Annotated in this window: 18 protein-coding genes; 6 read left to right on the top strand and 12 right to left on the bottom strand. The window is 69.9% G+C overall.

The genetic code is table 11. The features are described 5' to 3' along the window. Window positions 1–9: 9 nt before the first annotated feature. From QWY76_RS03935 to ubiG, 3 genes are all read right to left on the bottom strand, one after another. Window positions 10–867: a hypothetical protein gene (locus QWY76_RS03935; protein ID WP_290309803.1), complete on the bottom strand. Its 858-nt coding sequence runs from the start codon at window positions 865–867 to the stop codon at window positions 10–12. A 138-nt stretch (window positions 868–1,005) separates the two neighbouring features. Continuing rightward, the gene (locus QWY76_RS03930; protein WP_290309802.1) at window positions 1,006–1,689 is read right to left on the bottom strand and encodes an HAD family hydrolase; all 684 of its coding nucleotides are present in this window, start codon (window positions 1,687–1,689) and stop codon (window positions 1,006–1,008) included. Next, window positions 1,686–2,411 carry a bifunctional 2-polyprenyl-6-hydroxyphenol methylase/3-demethylubiquinol 3-O-methyltransferase UbiG gene (gene ubiG, locus QWY76_RS03925; protein WP_290309801.1) on the bottom strand — a complete coding sequence of 242 codons (726 nt, stop codon included), beginning with the start codon at window positions 2,409–2,411 and terminating at the stop codon, window positions 1,686–1,688. Before ubiG ends, QWY76_RS03930 begins: the two co-directional genes overlap by 4 nt. A gap of 148 nt (window positions 2,412–2,559) precedes the next feature. Between ubiG and galU the strand changes: the two genes are divergently transcribed. After that, entirely contained in the window at window positions 2,560–3,450 is an 891-nt protein-coding gene (gene galU / locus QWY76_RS03920) for a UTP--glucose-1-phosphate uridylyltransferase GalU (protein ID WP_290309800.1), read from the top strand. A 3-nt stretch (window positions 3,451–3,453) separates the two neighbouring features. Further along, window positions 3,454–4,743, top strand: a complete 1,290-nt coding sequence (locus QWY76_RS03915; protein ID WP_290309799.1) for a UDP binding domain-containing protein — start codon at window positions 3,454–3,456, stop codon at window positions 4,741–4,743. Between the two features lie 110 nt (window positions 4,744–4,853). Here the strand turns inward: QWY76_RS03915 and QWY76_RS03910 are convergent, their stop codons facing one another. Next, on the bottom strand, window positions 4,854–5,432 hold the full coding sequence (locus QWY76_RS03910) for a superoxide dismutase (protein WP_290309798.1): 579 nt from the start codon (window positions 5,430–5,432) through the stop codon (window positions 4,854–4,856). A 272-nt stretch (window positions 5,433–5,704) separates the two neighbouring features. Here QWY76_RS03910 and QWY76_RS03905 point away from each other — a divergent pair, with 272 nt between their 5' ends. The 4 genes from QWY76_RS03905 to msrA are packed head-to-tail and all read left to right on the top strand — an operon-like array spanning window position 5,705 to window position 13,097. Continuing rightward, window positions 5,705–6,559 carry a hypothetical protein gene (locus tag QWY76_RS03905; RefSeq protein ID WP_290309797.1) on the top strand — a complete coding sequence of 285 codons (855 nt, stop codon included), beginning with the start codon at window positions 5,705–5,707 and terminating at the stop codon, window positions 6,557–6,559. A 29-nt stretch (window positions 6,560–6,588) separates the two neighbouring features. Beyond that, entirely contained in the window at window positions 6,589–8,451 is a 1,863-nt protein-coding gene (gene tamA / locus QWY76_RS03900; protein WP_290309796.1) for an autotransporter assembly complex protein TamA, read from the top strand. A gap of 11 nt (window positions 8,452–8,462) precedes the next feature. Further along, window positions 8,463–12,464, top strand: a complete 4,002-nt coding sequence (tamB, locus tag QWY76_RS03895; RefSeq protein WP_290309795.1) for an autotransporter assembly complex protein TamB — start codon at window positions 8,463–8,465, stop codon at window positions 12,462–12,464. An 18-nt stretch (window positions 12,465–12,482) separates the two neighbouring features. Next, window positions 12,483–13,097 carry a peptide-methionine (S)-S-oxide reductase MsrA gene (gene msrA, locus QWY76_RS03890; protein ID WP_290309794.1) on the top strand — a complete coding sequence of 205 codons (615 nt, stop codon included), beginning with the start codon at window positions 12,483–12,485 and terminating at the stop codon, window positions 13,095–13,097. Here msrA and QWY76_RS03885 read toward each other — a convergent pair. From QWY76_RS03885 to QWY76_RS03850, 8 genes are all read right to left on the bottom strand, one after another. Further along, complete coding sequence (locus QWY76_RS03885; RefSeq protein WP_290309793.1) at window positions 13,078–13,857, bottom strand: Crp/Fnr family transcriptional regulator; 780 nt, start codon at window positions 13,855–13,857, stop codon at window positions 13,078–13,080. The two genes, msrA and QWY76_RS03885, sit on opposite strands and share 20 nt — an antisense overlap. A gap of 184 nt (window positions 13,858–14,041) precedes the next feature. Further along, window positions 14,042–14,596, bottom strand: a complete 555-nt coding sequence (locus tag QWY76_RS03880) for a hypothetical protein (protein WP_290309792.1) — start codon at window positions 14,594–14,596, stop codon at window positions 14,042–14,044. Window positions 14,597–14,831: 235 nt separating this feature from the next. Next, entirely contained in the window at window positions 14,832–15,869 is a 1,038-nt protein-coding gene (locus QWY76_RS03875; RefSeq protein WP_290309791.1) for a hydrolase, read from the bottom strand. Then, window positions 15,866–16,807, bottom strand: a complete 942-nt coding sequence (locus tag QWY76_RS03870; protein ID WP_290309790.1) for a LysR family transcriptional regulator — start codon at window positions 16,805–16,807, stop codon at window positions 15,866–15,868. Before QWY76_RS03870 ends, QWY76_RS03875 begins: the two co-directional genes overlap by 4 nt. A gap of 149 nt (window positions 16,808–16,956) precedes the next feature. Next, entirely contained in the window at window positions 16,957–18,003 is a 1,047-nt protein-coding gene (locus tag QWY76_RS03865; protein ID WP_290309789.1) for an ABC transporter ATP-binding protein, read from the bottom strand. After that, window positions 18,003–19,022, bottom strand: coding sequence for an ABC transporter ATP-binding protein (locus QWY76_RS03860; RefSeq protein ID WP_290309788.1), 1,020 nt, complete (start codon window positions 19,020–19,022; stop codon window positions 18,003–18,005). Before QWY76_RS03860 ends, QWY76_RS03865 begins: the two co-directional genes overlap by 1 nt. Window positions 19,023–19,128: 106 nt before the next feature. Continuing rightward, the gene (locus QWY76_RS03855; protein WP_290309787.1) at window positions 19,129–20,085 is read right to left on the bottom strand and encodes an ABC transporter permease; all 957 of its coding nucleotides are present in this window, start codon (window positions 20,083–20,085) and stop codon (window positions 19,129–19,131) included. Further along, window positions 20,082–21,128, bottom strand: a complete 1,047-nt coding sequence (locus QWY76_RS03850; RefSeq protein WP_290309786.1) for an ABC transporter permease — start codon at window positions 21,126–21,128, stop codon at window positions 20,082–20,084. Before QWY76_RS03850 ends, QWY76_RS03855 begins: the two co-directional genes overlap by 4 nt. Between the last annotated feature and the right edge of the window lie 32 nt (window positions 21,129–21,160).

The following is a 21,160-nucleotide window of genomic DNA, read 5'->3' as shown; positions in this document are numbered from 1 at the left end:
CACCCGCCATTACTCGGGATCGCTCCTGTCGGGATGGGCGGCGGGCAAGCCGTGATCAGGGGACGGGCGCCCACCCGCCCCTTGCTGATTGTCACGGCGCGCACAAGGTGCTTTATAGGCAAGCGGATCTCCCCTGGCGGCGCCGCACTTGAACTCGACCATGCCCGGCGGGGTATAGCAGGGTGTTATGCTGTCGCGGAGGGTGGAGACATCTTCGCTGCTGATCCAGCCCGCGCGACTATCGAGAAGGGCAGGATGGGCGACGAGGCGACCCTCGTATGTCCAGCAGCGCGCTGGCACTCGTGAGACCCGCCAGCGACGACCCTGCCAGAGCGCGGCGGAGCCCTGCTCGAGCCGCAACGCCTCGAGGGGAACCAGGGCCTGGAAGAGACGGCTGTTGAGCACCGGCCCGGTCTGACCGATGCGGATGCCGCTTCGATACACGCCCCTGGCCAGTGCCTCGATGACGGCCCTTCGTCTCTGCTCGCCATGCGGGGTACCGATACCACAGAGATGCAGGATGTCGTCATCGATCTGCTTGATGACCCAGACTCGGATCGGCGCCCTGCCCAGCCATCTCAACAGTGTCGATATCGGCCTCGGGCGGGAGGGCGGCGGGGCGCCGGCCCTGGCCTCTTCCGGTCGTGCGGCGTGCTGGCGGCCCGGCGCCGCCGAATGCGCGGGGCGCGGATCCTGCAGGGCGTCGCGACACCAGGCCTCCCCCACGGTCAGGGCCTCATCCCGCTGGACGCTGGCCCCGCAATCGATGCAGGCATAGCGATGGGGGCGCCTGGCGAGGCGTTTCCAGAGGGGCCGCCGCAATCTGACGACGCTGAAGCTCTGGCAGTGCGGGCAGCGCTTCCTCATCACGCCTACCTCGTGAACGCCCTGATCGCGGCCATGGTGCCAGCGGCGGACGCTTCCACGTCGCGGTGCAGGAAGCCCCCGCGGCTCGGCGAGACCCTGTCTTGTAGTGTTGCTCTCCTTCGGTCTGACCGCCAGGCGTCAGGGCGCTGGGGCGCCCCCGCGGTGCCCGAGCAGTGCCGCTACCAGCACCTCGGCCGTATCGAACCACAGGTCGGCCGGCCACTGCCGATAGTCGTCCTCTTCCTCGAGATAGCCATAGCCCACCGCCACGGCAGTCATGCCGGCGGCCCGGGCGGCCTGCATGTCACGCACGTGGTCGCCGATGTACCAGCAGGCCGAGGCCGCCACGGCGAGCCTTCGGGCGGCCTCGTGGAGCGGGGCCGGATCGGGCTTCTTGACCGGCAGGTCATCGGCGCAGAGCAGCGTTCCCGGGGCCAGGCCGAGCTCGCGAACCAGCGGGGCGGCGTAGGCCCGGGGCTTGTTGGTGACGATGCCCCAGGGGCGCCCGGCGCCGCTCCAGCCCGCCAGCAGGCGCTCCAGCGGAGGGAAGACGCGGCTGTCCACGGCCAGCGCCTCCCCATAGGCCGCCAGCAGGAAGTCGCGGGCCGCCTGGTGCTCGGGGTGGGCCTTGTCGAACCCGAGCGCCAGGGTCACCAGGGCGCTGCCGCCGTTGGAGACCTGGGCGCGGATCACCGGATAGGGCAGCGCCGACAGGCCGTGATGGGCGCGCAGGGCATTGGTGGCGCGGGCCAGGTCGGGCGCGGTATCCACCAGGGTGCCATCGAGGTCGAACAGCAGGGCCGAAGGGAGGGGCGGTGTCATGTCGTCTCCCGGCGACAGTGCATCAGGTAGTTGACCGAGACATCGGTCGCCGACAGGCGGTAGCGACGGCTCAGGGGCTGGTAGGTCAGGCCGTTCTGCTCGCACACCTCGAGCCCCGCCTCGCGGCACCAGGCGGCGAGCTCCGACGGGCGGATGAACTTGGCGTAGTCATGGGTGCCCCGCGGCAGCATGCGCAGCAGGTACTCGGCCCCCAGCACCGCCAGGGCGTAGGCCTTGGGATTGCGGTTCAGGGTCGAGAAGAACACCTGGCCGCCCGGCTTGACCAGGCGGGCACAGGCCCGCACCACGGAGGCCGGATCGGGGACATGCTCGAGCATTTCCAGGCAGGTCACCACCTCGAACTCGCCGGCATGGGCGTCGGCCATCTCCTCCACGCTGATGCACCGGTAGTCCACCGCCACGCCGGCCTCCGCGGCGTGCAGGCGGGCCACGGCCAGCGGGGCCTCGCCCAGGTCGATGCCGATGACCTCGGCGCCGCGATGGGCCATGGCCTCGGCGAGGATGCCCCCGCCACAGCCCACGTCGATCACCCGGCGTCCCGCCAGGCCCGAGCGCGCATCGATGAAGTCGAGGCGCAGGGGGTTGATGTCGTGCAGCGGCTTGAACTCGCCATGCATGTCCCACCAGCGGTCGGCCAGGGCCTCGAACTTGGCGATCTCCGCCTGGTCGACATTGCCCGGTTGCGACTGGCTTGCCGTCATCTATCGTCTCCGTAGGTGTCGCCGCTCTGCCACGGTGGCAGGGTCGGCCTCGTTCGGTATCATGTCTATTCTACGCATTCCCGGGAGCGCATTCCCATCGTCCTGGCCCCGGGACCCATTCGGCATTGAGATGACAGGGACCCGCACCATGATCCGCAAGGCAGTTCTGCCCGTCGCCGGCTTCGGAACTCGTTGCCTGCCCGCCTCGAAGGCGATTCCCAAGGAAATGATCACCATCGTCGACCGACCGGTGATCCAGTACGTGGTGCAGGAGGCCGTCGAGGCCGGTATCCGCGATATCGTGCTGGTGACGCATGGCAGCAAGAGCGCCATCGAGAACCATTTCGACAAGCATTTCGAGCTCGAGGCCAGCCTCGAGGCCAAGGGCAAGGAGGAGCTGCTCGAGGAGCTGCGCTCGATCGTCCCCGACGACGTCAATATCATCAGCCTGCGCCAGGCCGAGCCCCTGGGCCTCGGCCACGCGGTGCTCTGCGCCCGTCCGGTGATCGGCGACGATGAGCCCTTCGCGGTGCTGCTGCCCGACGTGCTGGTCGATGACACCGGCCTCGAGCGCAACGACCTGGCGGGCATGCTCGAGGCCTTCGAGCAGACCGGTCACAGCCAGCTGATGGTGGAGGAAGTGCCCCACGAGCTGGTCTACAAGTACGGCATCGTCGCTCCCCAGGGCGAGCCGCCTGCGCCGGGTGGAGGCTGCCCGCTGGCCGGCGTCGTCGAGAAGCCGGCGGTGGAAGAGTCGCCCTCCGACCTGGCGGTGATCGGGCGCTATGTGCTGCCGGGGCGGATCTTCCCGCTGCTCGCCGAGACCCCGCCCGGGGCCGGCAACGAGATCCAGCTGACCGATGCCATCGAGACCCTGCGTCGCGAAGAGGGCGTGGATGCCTGGCGCATGCGCGGCCGCACCTATGACTGCGGCCATCAGCTCGGCTACCTGGAGGCCATTCTCGCCTATGGTCGCCGTCACCCGCGTTACGGCCAGGGCTTTCGCGAGCTGCTGAGCCGCTACAGCCACGAGGACTGAGCCATGCGGGTACTGGTGCACGGCAGTGAACTCGCCGCGGCCACGGCGGCGGCGGCCCTGTCCTGGGTCGGACACAGCGTGGTCTGGCGGCCCCATGCCAGCGAAGGCTGGACCACCCTGACGGCGAGCGGCTGGCTGACCAGCGAGCCACAGCTCAAGGAGCGCCTCGAGGAGGCCATGACCACGGGCCACCTGCGCATCCTCGCGGCGGACGAGACCCCGGACGAGGGGGCCGCGTTCGACGTGCTGTGGCTGGCCCTGTCGCCCGAGCAGCGTGGCGATGCCGCCGAGGCGGTGGCGCAGGCGAGTGCCGCGCTGTCCCCCGAGGCGGTGCTGATCAACAACTCGACCTTTCCGGTCGGCGACACCGACCAGCTCGAAGCCGGCTTCGGCGGGCGCCATGCGGTGGCGCTGGCCGACCTGCTCGAGGAAGGTCGCGCCTGGGAGGCCTTCACCCGGCCGTCACGCTGGCTGCTGGGCTGCGATGACGATGCCGCCGAGCATCAGGTGCGCGAGCTGTTGCGCGCCTTCAATCGCCGCCGCGAGGTATTCCAGCGCATGCCGCGTCGGGCGGCGGAACTGACCAAGCTGGCCATCAACGGCATGCTGGCGACCCGCATCAGCTACATGAACGAGATCGCCGGCCTGGCCGACTCCCTCGGCGTGGATGTCGAGCATGTCCGCCAGGGGATGGGGGCCGATACCCGTATCGGCTACGAGTACCTGTACCCCGGCTGCGGCTTCGGCGGTCCGAACTTTTCCCGGGACCTGATGCGTCTGGCCGACGTGCAGTCGGCCAGCGGCCGGCATTCGGCGCTGCTCGACCAGGTGGTCGACATCAACGAGCACAAGAAGGAAACCCTGTTCCGCAAGCTCTGGGCGCATTACCACGGCCGACTGGAGGGGCGGGTGGTCGCGATCTGGGGGGCGGCCTTCAAGCCGGGCACGGCGCGCATCGACCATGCGCCGGTACTGACCCTGCTGCGGGCGCTCTGGGCCCAGGGGGTGCGGGTCCGGCTGCATGATCCGGCGGCCATCGGCGCCTTGCGCGAGCGCCTCGGCGAGCATCCGTTGCTCGAGCTGTTCGATGGCGATCCCTTCGAGGCCAGCGAAGGGGCCGACGCCCTGATGCTGGTGACCGAGTGGAAGGCCTACTGGAATCCCGACTGGCCACGCCTGGCGGGCCAGTTGACCGGCCGCCTGCTGCTGGACGGACGCAACATCTACGATCCGGCCCACGTGGCCTCCATGGGCCTGTGCTACCGCGGGATCGGCCGCCGCGCGGATCCCTGAGCCCGGGGCATCCTCGGGCACGACACCAACGCGACGGCCCCGCCATTTGGCGGGGCCGTCGCGTCATGCGCTTGCCTGGCGCCGTGCCCTGTCGGGCACGGCATCCCGGATCAGCTGAAGTTCTGGGCGACGAAGTCCCAGTTGATCAGGTTCCAGATGTTCTCCAGGTACTTCGGACGCGCGTTGCGGTAGTCGATGTAGTAGGCATGTTCCCACACGTCGATGGTCATCAGCGGCGTCTGGCCGTGGGCCACCGGGGTGTCGGCGTTGCTGGTGTTGACGATGTCGACGCCGCCGTCGGCGGTCTTGATCAGCCAGGTCCAGCCGGAGCCGAAGTTACCCGCGGCCTGGGCGTTGAAGGTCTCCTTGAACTTGTCGAAGGAGCCGAACTTGGCGTTGATGGCGTCGGCCAGGGCACCGCTCGGCTCACCGCCACCGTTGGGCGACAGGCAGTGCCAGTAGAAGGTGTGGTTCCAGACCTGGGCCGCCTGGTTGAACAGCCCGCCGGAAGAGGTCTTGATGATCTCCTCGAGGGACTTGCTGGCGTTCTCGGTGCCGTCGGTCAGCTCGTTGAGCTTGTTGACGTAGGCCTGGTGGTGCTTGCCGTAGTGGTACTCGAGGGTCTCGGCGGAGATGTGCGGTTCCAGCGCGTTCTTTTCATACGGCAGTGCGGGTAGTTCGAATGCCATTTCGGTTCTCCTCGTTGTCAGCGTTGCGGGTCGGCGACCCATGATGCGGTGTTGCACGACGGAGATTCAAGGTCTCGTCGGCCTTCGTTGGCCGTGCCCCGTTCGCTCCGTCGATAAAAAACCTTACACTATCAGCATGCTGTGCCAGTCTTCACGGCATCATATCACCCGGGTCCGGGGCCGCCAATTCCGATCGTTGCGCCCGGACTTGTGGTAGCGTCGACCCGATAGGCCGGCCGGAAGCCGTCACCGCACCGAGCAAGGAGAACGTCATGGCAGAGCGCCCGGAAGACAGCCGGTTCCCCCGACCGATCGTTCCGGACCCCGATGCCAGCCTGTCCGGCCACCGGCATCTCGCCTCGCCGCCTTCCCGCCTCTGGCCGCTGTGGCTGCTGATCCTGCTGCTGGTCCTGGCCCTGGCCGCCCTGGCCACGGCGGGCTGGATGGAGCGCCAGCGATTCGAGCAGCGCCTCGCCCGGCTGAGCGGCGAGGTCTCCAATGTGCATGCCCGCTTCGACGCCGAGGAGGGCCGGGGCGAGGCACTCGAGGCGATCCGCGAGCGCCTCGCCAGCCTGGAAGGCCTGGAGGCGCGTCTCGACGAGCGTCGCGAGACCGGCCTGGCGGCCTGGGAGGAGGAGCGCCTGACGCCGCTGGCCGAGGCGCAGTCGGATCTCGGGGCCCGCCTCGCCACCCTCGCGGAGGACGGCGAGGTGCGCGACAAGACCCTCGAGGCCGTGCGCACCTCCCTGGACGCCCTGGAGCGCGCCGGCCAGGAGGGCCGCGCGGCCCTGCGCGAGCGCCTGGCGACCCTCGCGGAGGGCCGCCAGGCGACCCAGTTGCGTCTGGCGAGCCTGGAAGGTGATCGCCGGGCGACCCAGTCGCGCCTGGCAGGGCTGCAGGCGCGACTCGAGCAGCATGCCGACCGCGCCGACGCTCGCCTCGACGACCTGGAGAAAGACATGACCGCCCTCGGCAACGAGCTTGAAGCCATGGCGGGGGCGGGTGAAGATGCCCGGGGGCGGGTGGCGTCGCTGGCGGCGCGCCTGGCCGACATACAGACCGAGCTACGCGATCTCCGCCAGTCCCAGCTGGCCCTGAATGCCCAGCTCGAAGCCCTCCGGGAGTGACAGGACGTCCGCCAGGAACCCATCGTCTTATGGAAAACTACCTAGTGACCCGCCTGGGTGTCGCGCTGCTGTGCCTCGGCATGGCCCCCGCCGCCCTGGCGATCGATGCCCGAGTCGAAGGGGTCGAGGAGGAGCTGGCCGAGAATGTCGAGGTCTACCTCGACGATCTGGACGCCAGCCAGTACCGCCCGGAACGGCTCGAGGCCGAGGTGCGCCGACTCAGCCAGGAGGCCCTGCGCGTCTACGGCTATTACTCCCCCCAGCTGCGGGTGCGCTTCGACGATGCCGAGGCCCCCACGGAGGTCACCGTCGACATCGACCCCGGGGCGCCCGTCAAGATCGAACGCCTGGCGTTTCGTCTGGAAGGGGAGGCGGCCGAGGACCGGCCCTTTCGCGAGGCCATCGAGGCCTACCCCCAGGCGGAAGGCGACGTGCTGCGCCATGCCCCCTTCGATGCACTGCGCAGTCGCCTGGCCAGGCTGGCCCTGGAGCGCGGCTATTTCGACTGGCGCTTCGACGAGCGACGCATGGAGATTCGCCCCTGGGCGAACAGCGCGCGCCTGTCGCTGACCCTGGACAGCGGCGCGCGTCACCGCTTCGGTGAGGTCAGCTTCAGCGGCCAGCACATCGAGGCGGACCGCCTGCAGAACCTGGTGCCGTTCGCCGAGGGCGCTCCCTACCTGGCCAGCGACGTCGCGACCCTCAACCAGCGGCTCGGCGAGACCGAATGGTTCGGTTCGGTCAGCGTGCGGCCGCGTCTGGATGCCGGCATCGAACGCCTGGCGCTGCCCGAGGCGCCGCTCGGTCTCTATCATGCCCTGGACGTCGAGGGCGAGGACCCGCTCCCGGCGCCCACGCCCGAGCCACGCCTGAGCCGCGCGGCGCTGGCCGCCGCCGGCCAGCTGCAGGGCCCCGCCGTGCCCGCGGTGCCCATCGATGTGGTCGTCACGCCGGCGGACCGCCACCAGTTCGAGGTCGGCGTGGGCTTTGCCACCGATGTGGGCCCCAGGACGCGCTTCGCCTGGGAGCAGCCCTGGGTCAACCGCTACGGGCACAGCCTCGACCACGACCTGTTTATTTCTGCTCCCGAGCAGCAGTTCACCGGCACCTACCGCATGCCGCTGGAGGATCCACTGCGCGACAGCTATCAGCTGCAGTACGGGCTGCGCAACAAGGATAGCGAGGATACCCGCGCCCTCGAGGCCAGCGTCGAATTCGGGCGTCGCTGGAAGTTCGACAACGACTGGGAACAGCTGATCTACCTGCGCAGCACCTACGAGGACTTCACCCAGGCCGGCGTGTCGAACCAGGTGGTGCTGCTCTATCCGGGGGTGCGCTGGAGCCGCACGCGATCGCGCAATCCGACCTTTCCCACCTGGGGGGACCGTCAGCAGCTGACGCTCCAGTACTCCAGCGAAATGTGGGGGTCGTCCGCCGAGTTCCTGCGGCTCAACGGCGACAGCCAGTGGATCCGCATGCTCGGGGATGCCAACCGCTTCATCGGGCGGGTCGGGGTGGGGGCGATCGCCACCGACGACTTCGCTGACATCCCGCCCTCGCTGCGTTTCTTCACCGGTGGCGACAACAGCGTCCGCGGCTATGCCTACGAGAGCCTGTCGCCCGAGGACGAGGACGGCGAGTTGATCGGTGGCGAACAGCGCTTCGTCGCCAGCCTCGAGGCCCAGCGCCGGCTGACCGGCAAGTGGTGGCTGGCCAGCTTCGTGGACGTCGGCGATGCCTTCACCGAGTGGTGGCCCGCCGAGCTCAACACCGGTGCGGGGCTCGGCGTGCGCTGGATCTCGCCCGTGGGCCCCATCCGGCTGGATATCGCCCACCCCTTCGACGCCGAGGATGCCTTCCGCATCCACTTCGCCATTGGCCCGGAATTCTGAGAGGCCGTATCGTGAGACTCCGTCATTTGTCCTGGGCCCTGGCCCGCCTGTTGATCCTCCTGCCGCTGTGGTGCCTCGGCCTGGTCATGCTCCTGCTGGGGCTGGCCTTGTCGCCCTGGGGCACGGGCCTGCTGCTGAACCAGGGGGAGCGCCTCGGGCTTCTGGAGGTCGGCCGGGTCGAGGGGGCGCCGCTGGACACGCTGCTCATCGACGACCTGCGCCTCTCGGCGGGGCCCGCCCGGGTCGCCGTGGCTCGCCTGGAGCTGGCCTGGGCCGAGGATTGCCTGCTCGACGGCCGGCTGTGTCTGGATCGGCTGGTGGTGGAGGGGGCACGCCTGCGGCTCGCCGAAGGCGACGCCGCCCCGGAGGCGGCGCCCCCCGAGGAGACCGAGCAGGCCCCGCCCGGGACGATCCCGCTGCCGTTTCCCATCGAGCTGCGCGAGCTGGCCCTGCGCGACGTGGAGGTGACCCTCGCCGACGGCACCCAGGTGCGCTGGGCGAGTTTCACCACCGGCGCCGTGGCCGAGGCGGGCACGCTGCGACTCGATCCCACGCGGCTCGTCGGCGCCCGCCTGCGGCTGCCGCTGTCGCCCGGTCAGCGGCTCGCCCTCGGCGAGGCGGCGAAGGCGGCGCCGCGGCTCACGGCGGCGGCCATCGACGCCGCCATCGCCGTGCGCTCGCCGCTGCCGGCCCAGGCCGCGGCGGTGGTCGAGGCCCGGGACACGACGCCGCCCGAGGAGCGGCCGCGCCTGGCGCTGCCCGAGATCACCCTGCCGCTGGCGGTGGAAGTCCCCCGTCTGACGGTCGAGGATGCCGCCTTGGAGGGGGCCATGGCCTATGTGATCGATCGTCTCGACCTGAGCGTGACGGCCCGTGATCAGCGGATCACCATCGATCCCCTGGCCGTGGCCAGCCGGGAGGCCGATGCCGAACTGATGGCCCGGATCACCCTGAGCGGGGACTACCCGATGCAGGCGCGGCTGGCGGCCGACTTCTACCTGCCGGAACGCTTGCCGGCCCTGGCGGGGCAGCGCCTCGAGCTGGCCGTGGCGGGTAGCCTGGCCGACCTGGAGGTCGACCTCACGGCCAGCGGACCGGTCGAGGCGCAGTTATCGGCGCGCCTCGATGCCCTGGACCCGACCCTGCCCTTCACGGCCAGCCTGCAGAGCCCCGCGCTGCAATGGCCACTGCCCGGCGCGCAACCGCCCGGCGAGCCGACCGAGGAGGGAGACAGCAGCGCGCCGAGCGAGCCCTGGCGCATCGAGGACCTGTCGCTGTCCGCCGAGGGTCAACTGACCGACTACCGGACCCGGCTGGCCCTGACCGCCGAGGGCCCGTCGCTGCCGCGCAGCGAGCTGAGCCTGACGGGGAGCGGCAATCTCGAGCACTTCGCCTGGCAGCCGCTGCGGCTGGCCACCGGTGAGGGCATCGTCAGCAGCCAGGGGCGCATCGACTGGTCCGAGGCGCTGTCCGTCTCGGCCCGGCTGGGCCTCGAGAATGTCGATCCCGAGCCCTTCGTCGAGGGCCTGTCCGGACGCCTGGACGGCGAGGCCGAACTGGCCTTCAGCCAGACCGCCGATGGCTGGCGACTCGGCGTGCCCTCGCTGGCCCTCGACGGCGTACTGGCCGAACAACCGCTGGCCCTGCAGGCCCGATTCTCCGGTGACAGCGGCATGCGCTGGTGGATCGACCGCCTGACCCTGCGCCAGGGCGACAATCGCCTCACCGCCGACGGGGAGGTGGCGCCCGAGCGCCTGGCCCTCGACGCGGACCTCGACCTGCCCCGGCTGGACACCCTGTACCCGTCCCTGGCCGGCGCCCTGTCCGGGCGCCTCCAGGCCGCGGGGAGCCTGGAGGCGCCCCGGCTCGAGCTGGCCCTGGAGGGCGAGAGCCTGGCGCTGGGCGAGAATCGCCTGGCTCGCCTGTCGCTGGCCGGCGAGGTGGCCGGCCGCGAGGATTCGACCCTGGACCTGGCCCTGACCGCCAGCGAGGTGGTCGCCGGGGGCCAACGCCTGAACGACATCGGCCTCAACCTGGACGGCCGACTGTCGTCGCATCGCCTGACCCTGGAGGTCGACGGGGATGCCGAGGGCCCGCTGTCCCGCCTGGCCCTGGCCCTCGAGGGCGGCCTCGGCGCCGACCGCCAGCGCTATCGCGGGCGACTGAGCCCGCTCGAGGCGGTGACCGCCTTCGGCAGCCTGAACCTGGAGGAGGCACTGGCCTTCGACGCCGACCTGGCGCGGGGGGCGGCGACCGTCGAGCCCTTCTGTCTGGTCCGGGTCGAGGGTGGGGCCCTGTGCCTCGAGGAGAGGCTGTCGGCCTCCGCCGAGCAGGGCCGTGCCGTCCTGGCGATCCGCGATCTGCCGATGGACCTGATCGCCGCGGCCCTCCCGGCCGGATGGGCCATCGAGGGCAATAACGCCGGGGATCTCGTCGCCAGCTGGTCCCAGGGCGCCGCCCAATGGCGTCTCGATGCCGACCTGCAGAGTCGCGCCGTCATCGAGGGGCAGGACGCCTATGGCCAGCCCTGGTCGGTGCCGGGTACCGCGCTGGAGTTCGACCTCGAGGCCAACCAGGCCCGTGCCGACCTGGCGCTGGCCCTGACACTGGGGCAGAGCGGCGCGCTGCGCCTCGACCTCGGGGTGGACGACCCCCTCGGCGCCGGAGCCCTCGACGGCCGCCTGCGGGTGGAGGACCTGCGCCTGAGCCCCTATCGACCGCTGGTCGCCGATCTCGAGACCCTCGAGGGCGGGCTGGACGGCGAAGTGGCCATCGCCGGCACCCGGACCACGCCGCGGCTCGATGGCCAGCTGGAACTGGCGGGACTGCGCGCCGCCGGCCTCGGCCTGCCGGTCGTGGTGAGCGATGGCCGCGTCACCCTGGCACTGGCCGGTGAGCGCGCCGATATCGACGGCTTTCTGGCCACCGAGGAGGGCCGCCTGCTGATCACCGGCGACGCCCGCTGGCCCTCACCGGAGGCCTGGCGAGCCGCCATCGACCTGCAGGCCCGCGACGAGCCGCTGCTGGCGTCATTGCCCGGATTCGGCCGCCTGCGCCTGGCGCCGGACCTGTCGATCCTCGCGACGCCGGAACGCCTGCAGGTGCGCGGGGACGTGCAGGTTCCCTGGGCGCGGCTGGAAGTCGGCCAGGTCCCGGCGTCGGCCGTCTCGCCGAGTCCCGATGAAGTGATCCTCACGCGGGAGGAGGCTCGCCAGGTGGACCAGGCCACCGAGCAGGGTACCCCCGGCGCGTCCACCGCCGAGGCCATGCAGCGTGCCGGCATGGCGCTCGACATTCGCGTCGGCCTGCAGCTGGGCCCCGACATGCGCCTCACGGCCTATGGCCTGGAGACCGATCTGGCCGGCGGGCTGGAGGTTCGCCAGTCCAACGGGCCGCTGCAGCTGTTCGGCGACGTCAACCTGGAGGATGGCCGTTTCCGCGCCTTCGGGCAGGACCTGATCATCCGCGAGGGGATCCTCTACTTCAGCGGTCCGCCGGGGGAGCCGCTGCTCAACTTCGAGGCCATCCGCAATCCCGCCAGCACCGAGGACGACGTCATCGCCGGGCTGCGTGTCACCGGCCCGGCGTCCAGCCCGAGCCTGGAGGTCTTCTCGGAACCGGCGATGGACGAGTCCCGGGCGCTGTCCTACGTGCTGCGCGGGCGAGCCCCGGATGACACCGGCGGTGCCGACGGCGCCCTCACCTCGGCGCTGATCGGGGTGACCCTGGGCAAGGCCGGCGGCGCCGTGGGGGCCATCGGCGAGGCCTTCGGCATCCAGGACCTGAGCCTGGATTCCGCCGGCACGGGAGAGGAGAGTCAGGTGGTGGTCACCGGGAACCTGACCGACCGTCTGAGCGTCGGCTATGGTGTCGGGGTCTTCTCGCCCATCGCCGAGCTGACCCTGCGTTACAAGCTGTGGCGGGACCTCTACGTCGAGGCGGTGTCCGGCGCCGCCCAGGCCGTGGACCTGATCTACACCTTCAGCCTGCCCGGCGATCCCCCCACGCCATGACCAGCAGAGGAGCACGCCATGCCGACACACGTCGATGCTACCCCCGAGGGCCGCGATACGCCCATGACCATCGATGGCCAGCATGCCGTCAGCGGGCAGGCCATGACCCCGCCCTGGCCCGAGGGCATGGAGGAGATCGTGCTGGGCCTGGGCTGCTTCTGGGGCGCCGAGCGATTGTTCTGGCGGTTGCCGGGCGTCCACGTCACCGCGGTGGGCTATGCCGGGGGCGTGACCCCGAACCCCACCTATCGCGAGACCTGTACCGGGCGCACCGGCCACGCCGAGGTCGTGCGGGTGGTGTTCGATCCCCGGCGGATCGATCTCACGACCCTGCTGCGGCACTTCTGGGAGGCCCATGACCCCACCCAGGGCCATCGCCAGGGCAACGACATCGGCCCCCAGTACCGCTCGATCATCCTCACCACCGGCGAGACCCAACGGCAGGTCGCCGAATGCAGCCGCGCGGCCTACGCCGAGGCCCTGCGCACGGCCGGGCGTGGCGAGGTGACCACCGAGATCGCCCCGCTGGAGACCTTCTACTATGCCGAGGACTATCACCAGCAATACCTGGAGAAGAATCCCGGTGGCTATTGCGGGCTGAAGGGCACCGGCGTCAGCTGTCCGATGACATGAGGCGATCCGGCCCGCCGCTGTCTCGGAGACACGCCAGCCGCTCGCGCAGGCCATCCATCTCGTCGCTCAGGTAGCCGGCATCGAACGCCGCTTCCTCGAGCAGCCGGCGCCGATCATGGACCTCCACGCGGGTCCGGTGCTTCTTGAGCAGGCGATCCCGCTCCAGACCTGACAGGGTGCGATTGATGTGGACCGGCGACAGGCCCAGGATCTCCCCCAGCAGGCGCTGGGTGATGGGAAACGTGAAGCTCTCCAGTGTCACCGACTGGAGCCTGGCGAGTCGGGTGAAGGTCTCGAGGATGAAGTGCAGGACCTGCGAGCGGGCGCTGTGATGCAGCGTCACCAGCATGCGCTCGGTCAGGCTCGCCTCCTGGCGGCCGATGACGGCGAAGAGGGCGATCGCCAGGGACGGCGAGGCCGCCACGATGTCGACGATCTGCTCATGGGGGAAGGGGATGAGGGTGCCGGCGGTGATCATGCGGGCCTCGCTGACGTGCCGGCGAAAGGTGAACTCCCGGATGCCGATGATATCCCCCGGCAGCAGCACCTCGATCACCTGCCGCTCGTCATCGACGGTCCGCCGGATGGTGCAGGCCCAGCCGTCCTGCAGGATATACAGCGACCCGATCCTGTCGTGGGGCATCCATAGCCGTTGCTGTCGGGCGGCGGGCCGGGCGTGTGACTCGAGGTTGGCCAGGTAACGCTGATCCGAAGCCGAAAGCTCGACATAGCGAGCCATGGCCGAGGCGAGCAGGCTCATGCCGCTGGCCCGGGAGCGCGCTGCAGCGTGGTGAGGAGGAGGCGCCTCGCCGCGTGGCGGTAAGCGAAGATGGTCATGGCCCTCGTTGGGGGCGCCCCGCTGGTGCCAGCCGGGGCGGTGCGGATTGGCCCTGTGACTTCACTCTAGTCGCAGGCCCGACATCCCACCATGCGGCGCGGACCGGCTAGCGGGCGGCGTCTGGCGGGGCCGGGCGCGCCGCGCCCTTGCTGGCGAGACGGCGACGTCGCCGGGGAGCGGCGCCGCGTGGGCCGAGGCCGCGGGCGACGCGCGGCAAGACCGGCAGCTGATCCTGGGTTTCCTCGAGGATCGTGCACTGGGCCCGGGCCTGCTCGACGAAGGCGTCCAGCAGGCCATCCAGCCCGGCGATGCCACTGTACGTCCTCAGGCATTTGTAGAAGCGGAAAGAACGGTGTTCCTCGAGCAACGCCCGCTTCAGTTCCTGAGCCGCCAGCGCATCATCGAAGATGAAGAAGTGCGGCTGACTCCGGCGATCCTGCCAGGGGACCAGCGCCGGATCCCGCAAGCAGGGCGTGTCGGCGTTCAGGGGAGCGGCGACCTCGATCAGCGCCTGGACCCGTTGGCGGCTCTCGCCGGCCAGGGCCTGCATGAGCTGGCTGATGCCGAGGTGAAAGGTCAGGAAGCGCAGGGAAAGCAATCGGTAACGATGATACTCGTGCTGCTCATGGTCATTGGCCAGGGCCAGGAGGTCTTCCGGCATGGCAAGGGTCGTAGGCTCGAGGCCAGGATGGCGTTCGGTTCCGTTCGTTGTGTTCACGATGTGTCCCACCGTCTTGTTGTCATGGCTGCCCCTCGGCGGACCGGCTCGGTATGCCTTGGGACACGCCTCAGCCTAGGGAAGAACCCCGATCAGGTCTGCCAACATGGGTTAAGAACCCGACTTTTTTTACTTCTTTCCATCACGGGCTCGCGACGGTGCCTCGACGGTCGGACGCTCAGGCGCCGGAGGGATTCGCGTGACCGGGGCCCGGGGTAGTCCGACCGCACCGTCCGGTCGCCTGCCAGTCGTCCAGCTGGCGGGCGACCCGCCGCGTCAACCAGCTGGCCAGGCGGCCGTGGCGCCATTCCACGAATCCCACATGGCCACCCTGCCGGGCGGTCTCCAGACGAATGCCGGGGCCGAGGTCCAGCTCGTCATACAGGGGCCGCGGCATGAAGGGGTCGTCGTCGGCATGCACGATCAGCGTCGGCAGGCGAATGCCGCCGAGGCGGGGACCGGCGGAGGCCCGGCGGTAGTAGTCGGCCGCGTCGGCGAAGCCGTGCAGCGGCGCGGTCACGGCGTCGTCGTAGCCGCGCAGGGTGGTGAGCCGCGCCAGCTGGGCGGGAGACAGCGAGAGGGGCAGCGTGCCGGCGTCGAGACGCGGCGCGACCTTGGCCTTGAGGGCCCGCAGCAGGTGGCGCTGGTAGAGCCGGGCGACGCCGCGCTCCAGGGTGTCCGCGCAGCCGGCCAGGTCCAGGGGCGGGGCGATGGCGATGGCCCCGGCGAGGCCGAGCGCGTCGTCGGGGTTCTCGGCGAGCAGCTTGAGCAGCATATTGGCGCCCAGCGACACCCCGCAGGCCACCCGGGGCACCCCAGGATAGCGCCGTGCCAGCCGGCTCAGCAGCCAATGGGCATCGGTGGTATCGCCACTGTGGTAGGCCCGGGGCAGCCGGTTGGGATGCGCCCCGCAGCCCCGGAAATGCATCAGCACGGCGCGCCAGCCCCGGTGCCGGGCCGCCGCAAGCAGCTGGCGGGCATACGGCGAGCGCCGCGAGCCCTCGAGCCCGTGGAACAGCACGAACAGCGGCGCGGGCTCGCCGGGGGGCGGGGCGGCCCAGGCCAGCTCGACGAAGTCGCCGTCGGGCAGCTCGAGGATCTCCTCGCGCAGCTGCAGAGCGGGCCCGGGTAGCAGGCGCGGCAGCAGCGTCTGCACATGGCGATTGGCGAGCCCCGGGGCGGGACGAAAGCGCGCCCGGTGACGCCCCGGCGTCATCGGGGTTTCGCGCCGCGGGAAGACGGCGTCGTGTCCGGGGCCTCGAGGGCCTGCCAGAGGGCGGCCACCGCGCGGTGGGGGGTGGCACGATGGCGGTAGAGGCGGATCTCCAACGGCACCTCCCAGCGGGGGCCTCCGGCCGCCACCAGCTCGCCGCCGGCCAGGGCGTCCTGGACCGAGCGCTGCGGCAGCCAGCCCAGCCCGTAGCCCAGCCCGACCAGCTCGCGGATGTTGCTGCTCTGGATGCTCTCGTTGAGCACGCTGAAGGTCGGTGTGTCCGCCTGGCGCTGGAGGTGGCTGCGGATGACGGTATCGATCAGTCCCCGGGGATGGTAGGCGATCAGGGGGACCGGCCGTCGCCCGGCGTCCTCCAGGGAGAAGCGCGGACGCCCGCCGGCGTCCGGCAGGGACACCGGCAGCAGGCGTTCCTGCCCCAGGACCCGGTGCTCCAGGCCTTCGGTAGCCAAGGCCAGCGGGCAGGGAATGGCCGGCCAGTAGCAGAGCGCCAGGTCGCACTCGTCGCGGGCCAGCGCCTGGAAGTAGTCCTCGGCGAGCCAGCCGGTGGCCCGCAGGTAGGGGGTCAGCGGCGGGGGGGAGGTCCAGCGGGCCAGCCATGCCGGCAGGAAGTGGGCGAGCAGGCTCTGGGGCGCCGCCAGGCGGATGCGACTGGCACTGGCCTCGGCCAGCTGGCCCAGCCGCTCGCGGGTGGTGGCGACGCGTCGGGTCACCTCCTGGCACAAGGCGAGGAACTCCTCCCCGCCGGGGGTCAGGGAGAGGGGCAGGGTCTGACGATTGACCAGCACGGTGCCCATTTCCTCCTCGAGCAGCTTGATGCGTCGGGAGAAGGTCGGCTGGGTGACGTTCTGCTCCTCCGCCGCTCGCGAGAAGTGCCGGGTACGGGCCAGGGCGATGAAGTCGTCCAGCCAGCGTAGTTCCATATCAACCCTCGCTCCGACGGCCGGCCGACGGGGTAACATCGGCCGGACGTCGCGGTGTGGCGCTTGCCAGCGCCGCATGAACCGACAGGCGGCCGGATCACGCCCGCCTGTCGGTAGTTCAACGCGCGTAGTATGCCAGATCCCGCGGCTCAGCCGATGCGACCTTCCTCCACCCCATGGCAGGCGACTCGGCCGCCCTCGTCGGTGGCGATCAGCGCGGGCACCTCGCTGCGGCAACGCGCATCGGCGTGGGGGCAGCGGCCATGAAAGACACATCCGGAAGGCAGGTCGACCGGCGTGGGCACCTCGCCCGCGAGGCGCAGGTGCTGGGGACGCTCGTCCTCGAGCCGCGGTATCGCCGACATCAGGGCCTGGGTGTAGGGATGCCGGGGGGTGGCGAACAGCGTGGCGGTGGGCGCCACCTCGCAGACCCGCCCCAGATACATCACCGCCACCCGGGTACCGAAGTGCTCGACCACCGCCAGATCGTGGGTGATGAACAGGTAGGTGAGGTGGCGCTCACGCTGGGCCTCCATCAGCAGGTTGAGCACCTGGGCCTGGATGGAGACGTCCAGCGCCGAGATCGGCTCGTCGGCGACGATGAACTCCGGGTCCACCGCCAGCGCCCGGGCGATGGCGATGCGTTGGCGCTGCCCGCCGGAGAACTCGTGGCCGTAGCGAGCGCCCCAGTCCGGGGCGATGCCCACCGAGGCCATCACCTCGGCGACCTGGTCCTTGACCCGCTGCGGCGACCACTCCGGATGGTGAAGCCGGATCGGCTCCTCCAGGGTCTGCTGGATGGTCATGCGCGGGTTCAGCGAGGCATAGGGGTTCTGGAAGATCATCTGCATGCGCCGGCGATAGGGCATCAGCGCCTTGGTGGTGCGATCGTCGATGCGCTCGCCGTCGTAGTGGATCTCGCCGCCGCTGGGCGTGATCAGGCCCATCACCGTGCGGGCGACGGTGGACTTGCCGCAGCCGGATTCCCCCACCACGCACAGCGCCTCGCCGCGCTGGATGTCCAGGTCGACGCCGTTGATGGCGTGCACGTATTGCTGTTCGCGAACCAGCTTGCCGCCCTTGAACTTGAGCTGTTCCAGGAAGTCACCGGAGAGCGAGAAGCGCTTCTCCAGGCCGCGCAGGGACAGCAGCGGGCCGGCCGTCTCCGGCGCGGCGGATGTCGTGGTCGAACTCATCAGACTTGCTCCTCGGCCGGAAGGCGTTCGTGTTCGATCATCTCGGCGACCATGTGGCAGGCCGCCTGGCAGTTGCCGGAGGTCACGAAGCCGGGCACCCGATCGACACAGGCCTGGCGCGTCGAGCCGTCGGCGCGCGTCACGAAGCCGCAGCGCGGGTGGAAGGCACAGCCGCTCGGCAGGTTGTCCAGTGACGGCATGCTGCCGGGGATCTGATTGAGCCGCGAGCCGGGCGTGGCCATCTGCGGCAGGGCGTTGATCAGCCCCTGGGTGTAGGGATGCTGGGGATCGTTGATGATCTCCCGGGTCGGGCCCTGCTCGATGACCCGGCCGGCGTACATCACCAGCATGCGCTGGGTGACCTGGCTGACCACGCCGAGGTCGTGGGTGATCAGCACCAGGCCCACGTTGTGCTCCTCGCAGAGCTCGAGCAACAGCGCCATGATCTCGGCCTGGATGGTCACGTCGAGCGCCGTGGTGGGCTCGTCGGCGATGATGATGTCCGGGTCGAGCAGCAACGCGATGGCGATGATCACCCGCTGACGCATGCCCCCGGACAGCTCATGGGGGTACTGGTCGAGGCGCGCCGACGGGGAGGGGATCTGCACCTGCTCCAGCCGGCGCAGCGAGATCGCCCGGGCGTCGCGGGTCGAGATGCGCCGGTGGGCCTTGAGGCATTCGACCATCTGCTCGCCGATGGTCAGCACCGGATTGAGGGTCATCATCGGGTCCTGGAAGATCAGCGAGATGCGATGGCCGCGGATGCGGCGCAGGGCCCGGTCGCGCATGCCGATGAGTTCCTGGCCGTCGAAGCGGATGCTGCCGCCGGCGATGTAGCCCGGCCTGGCGATCAGGTTGAGCAGGCTGAAGGCCGCCACCGACTTGCCGGCGCCGGACTCGCCGACGATCCCCAGGCGCTCGCCACGATCCAGGCTGAAGCAGACGTCGCGCAGTGCCTGGACGTCGCCACGGCGCAGGGCGAAGCGCACGTCGAGGTTGTTGACTTCGAGAAGTGACATGAAAACTCCTTGGCCTCAGCCCTTGTGCCGCACGAAGAGCCGCGGGTTGAGCACGTCGTGCCGGCGCCCTTGTGGCCGATAAACGTTATCGAGACGATGCATGGAATCAGCCCTTGTAGAGACGCGGGTTGAGCACGTCGCGCAACCAGTCGCCGAGCAGGTTGATCACCAGCACCAGCACCACCAGCACCAGGCCGGGGATCAGGGTGATCCACCAGGAGCCGGACTGGATGTAGTCGAAGCCGGACTTGATCAGCGAGCCCAGCGACGGCTGGGTCTCGGGCATGCCGAGGCCGAGGAAGGACAGCGCCGCCTCGGAGATGATGGCGTTGGCCACCTGGACGGTGGAGATGACGAAGATCGGCGACAGGGTGTTGGGCAGGATGTGGCGGAACATGATGCGCCGGCTGGAGAGGCCCATCACCCGGGCGGCGTCGACGTATTCCTTGCCCTTCTCGGCGAGCACCGAGGCGCGCACGGTGCGCGCGTACTGGGGCCACTCGGCCAGGCCGATGATCAGCACCAGCAGCGGCACGGCATAGGCGCTGTAGGTGGCGCCGCCGAAGATCGCCTTGAACAGGGCGCCGACCACGATCGCCACCATCAGGGTGGAGAACGACAGCTGGATGTCGGCCAGGCGCATCAGGAAGGCGTCGACCCGCCCGCCCAGGTAGCCGGCCAGCAGGCCGAAGCAGACGCCGAGGGCGGCCTGCATGGCCACCGCGCCGAAGCCGATGATCAGCGACACCCGGGCCCCGTAGAGGATGGTCGAGAGCAGGTCGCGGCCCTGGGCGTCGGTGCCCATCAGGTAGGCCGGATCGCTGCCGTCGATCCACAAGGGCGGCAGCTCCGAGGCCAGGATATCGATCTGGGCCAGGTCGTAGGGGTTCATCGGCGCCAGCCAGGGCGCCAGCACGGCGGCGGCCACCAGCACGATGAACACCAGCAGGCTGAGCTGGGCGATCGGGTCGCGCAGGAAGCTGTAGAGCAGGTAGGAGTCGCGCAGGCGCTCCCGGCGGCTCGTCGTGGGGGAGCGCTCGAGAGGGGAGGTCGGGATGGTCATGCGGGCTTTCCTGTCAGCTTGACGGTGGGGTTCACCAGGCCGTAGATCAGGTCGACCAGGGTGTTGGTGATCACGAAGATCAGCCCCACGATCATCAGGTAGGTGACGATCAGCGGAATGTCGGAACGCTCGATGGCGTCGAGGAACATCAGGCCCATGCCCGGCCACTGGAACACCGTCTCGGTGAGGATGGTGTAGGCCACCAGGGTGCCGATCTGCACCCCGCCGACGGTGATCACCGGCAGCATGGTGTTCTTCAGCGCATGCAGGAAGTAGATGCGCCGCGGCGAGAGTCCCTTGGCCCGGGCGAACTTGACGTAGTCGGACTGCAGCACCTCGAGCATCTCGGCGCGGATCAGGCGGATGAACAGCGGCAGCATGATCGAGGCCAGCGAGATGGCCGGCAGGACCAGGTAGGTCAGCCCCTCGAGGGAGGCGAAGTTGGTCTCCCAGGTGCCGAAGACGGGCACCGGGTTGCCGCGGCCATAGGCCGGCATGCCGCCGTCGGTGGTCAGCAGGTCATTGAGCCAGGCGCCCCAGCCGGTGTCGCCGGGAAAGGGGCTCCAGGACACGCCGATGGCGAACAGCTGGATCAGCACGATGGCGGTCAGGAACACCGGGATCGAGATGCCGATGATCGACACGCCCATGAAGAGGCGTGACAGCCAGGCGCGTGGCTTGATGGCGCTGTAGACCCCGATCGGGATCGACAGGGCGATGATCAGCAAGGTCGAGGCGGCCACCAGCTCCAGCGTCGCCGGCAGGTGGCGCAGGATGACCTCGGTGGTCGGCTCGTTGAAGACGTAGGAATAGCCGAAGTCGAACTGCACCGCGTTGGCGGCGAAGCGCAGGTACTGGACCGCGAAGGGGTCGTTGAGGCCGAGTTCCTCGCGCAGGGCCTCGCGCTCGCTCTCCGGCACGGACTGGCCGACCATCTGCTGGATGGGGTCGCCCAGGTTGTCCTGGATGGCGAAGGCGATCACGCTGATGACGAACATCACCAGCAGCGCATGGAAGAGGCGCTTGATCAGAAAGGCGATCATGGGGGGCGTCCCGTGGGCAATACGGGGTGACA

This window comes from Halomonas maura, assembly GCF_030409305.1.
Lineage (GTDB): Bacteria > Pseudomonadota > Gammaproteobacteria > Pseudomonadales > Halomonadaceae > Halomonas > Halomonas maura.
Note: the sequence above shows the minus strand (reverse complement) of the source record. Positions and strands in the feature narration are given on the sequence as shown.

Coding starts and splice junctions, on each gene's coding strand:
- QWY76_RS03935 (WP_290309803.1), bottom strand. CDS start 867: ATGAGGAAGCGCTGCCCGCACTGCCAGAGCTTCAGCGTCGTCAGATTG.
- ubiG (WP_290309801.1), bottom strand. CDS start 2,411: ATGACGGCAAGCCAGTCGCAACCGGGCAATGTCGACCAGGCGGAGATC.
- QWY76_RS03850 (WP_290309786.1), bottom strand. CDS start 21,128: ATGATCGCCTTTCTGATCAAGCGCCTCTTCCATGCGCTGCTGGTGATG.
- QWY76_RS03865 (WP_290309789.1), bottom strand. CDS start 18,003: ATGAGTTCGACCACGACATCCGCCGCGCCGGAGACGGCCGGCCCGCTG.
- QWY76_RS03930 (WP_290309802.1), bottom strand. CDS start 1,689: ATGACACCGCCCCTCCCTTCGGCCCTGCTGTTCGACCTCGATGGCACC.
- galU (WP_290309800.1), top strand. CDS start 2,560: ATGATCCGCAAGGCAGTTCTGCCCGTCGCCGGCTTCGGAACTCGTTGC.
- QWY76_RS03860 (WP_290309788.1), bottom strand. CDS start 19,022: ATGTCACTTCTCGAAGTCAACAACCTCGACGTGCGCTTCGCCCTGCGC.
- QWY76_RS03910 (WP_290309798.1), bottom strand. CDS start 5,432: ATGGCATTCGAACTACCCGCACTGCCGTATGAAAAGAACGCGCTGGAA.
- QWY76_RS03870 (WP_290309790.1), bottom strand. CDS start 16,807: ATGGAACTACGCTGGCTGGACGACTTCATCGCCCTGGCCCGTACCCGG.
- QWY76_RS03855 (WP_290309787.1), bottom strand. CDS start 20,085: ATGACCATCCCGACCTCCCCTCTCGAGCGCTCCCCCACGACGAGCCGC.
- tamA (WP_290309796.1), top strand. CDS start 6,589: ATGGAAAACTACCTAGTGACCCGCCTGGGTGTCGCGCTGCTGTGCCTC.
- QWY76_RS03915 (WP_290309799.1), top strand. CDS start 3,454: ATGCGGGTACTGGTGCACGGCAGTGAACTCGCCGCGGCCACGGCGGCG.
- QWY76_RS03875 (WP_290309791.1), bottom strand. CDS start 15,869: ATGACGCCGGGGCGTCACCGGGCGCGCTTTCGTCCCGCCCCGGGGCTC.
- msrA (WP_290309794.1), top strand. CDS start 12,483: ATGCCGACACACGTCGATGCTACCCCCGAGGGCCGCGATACGCCCATG.
- QWY76_RS03885 (WP_290309793.1), bottom strand. CDS start 13,857: ATGAGCCTGCTCGCCTCGGCCATGGCTCGCTATGTCGAGCTTTCGGCT.
- QWY76_RS03880 (WP_290309792.1), bottom strand. CDS start 14,596: ATGCCGGAAGACCTCCTGGCCCTGGCCAATGACCATGAGCAGCACGAG.
- QWY76_RS03905 (WP_290309797.1), top strand. CDS start 5,705: ATGGCAGAGCGCCCGGAAGACAGCCGGTTCCCCCGACCGATCGTTCCG.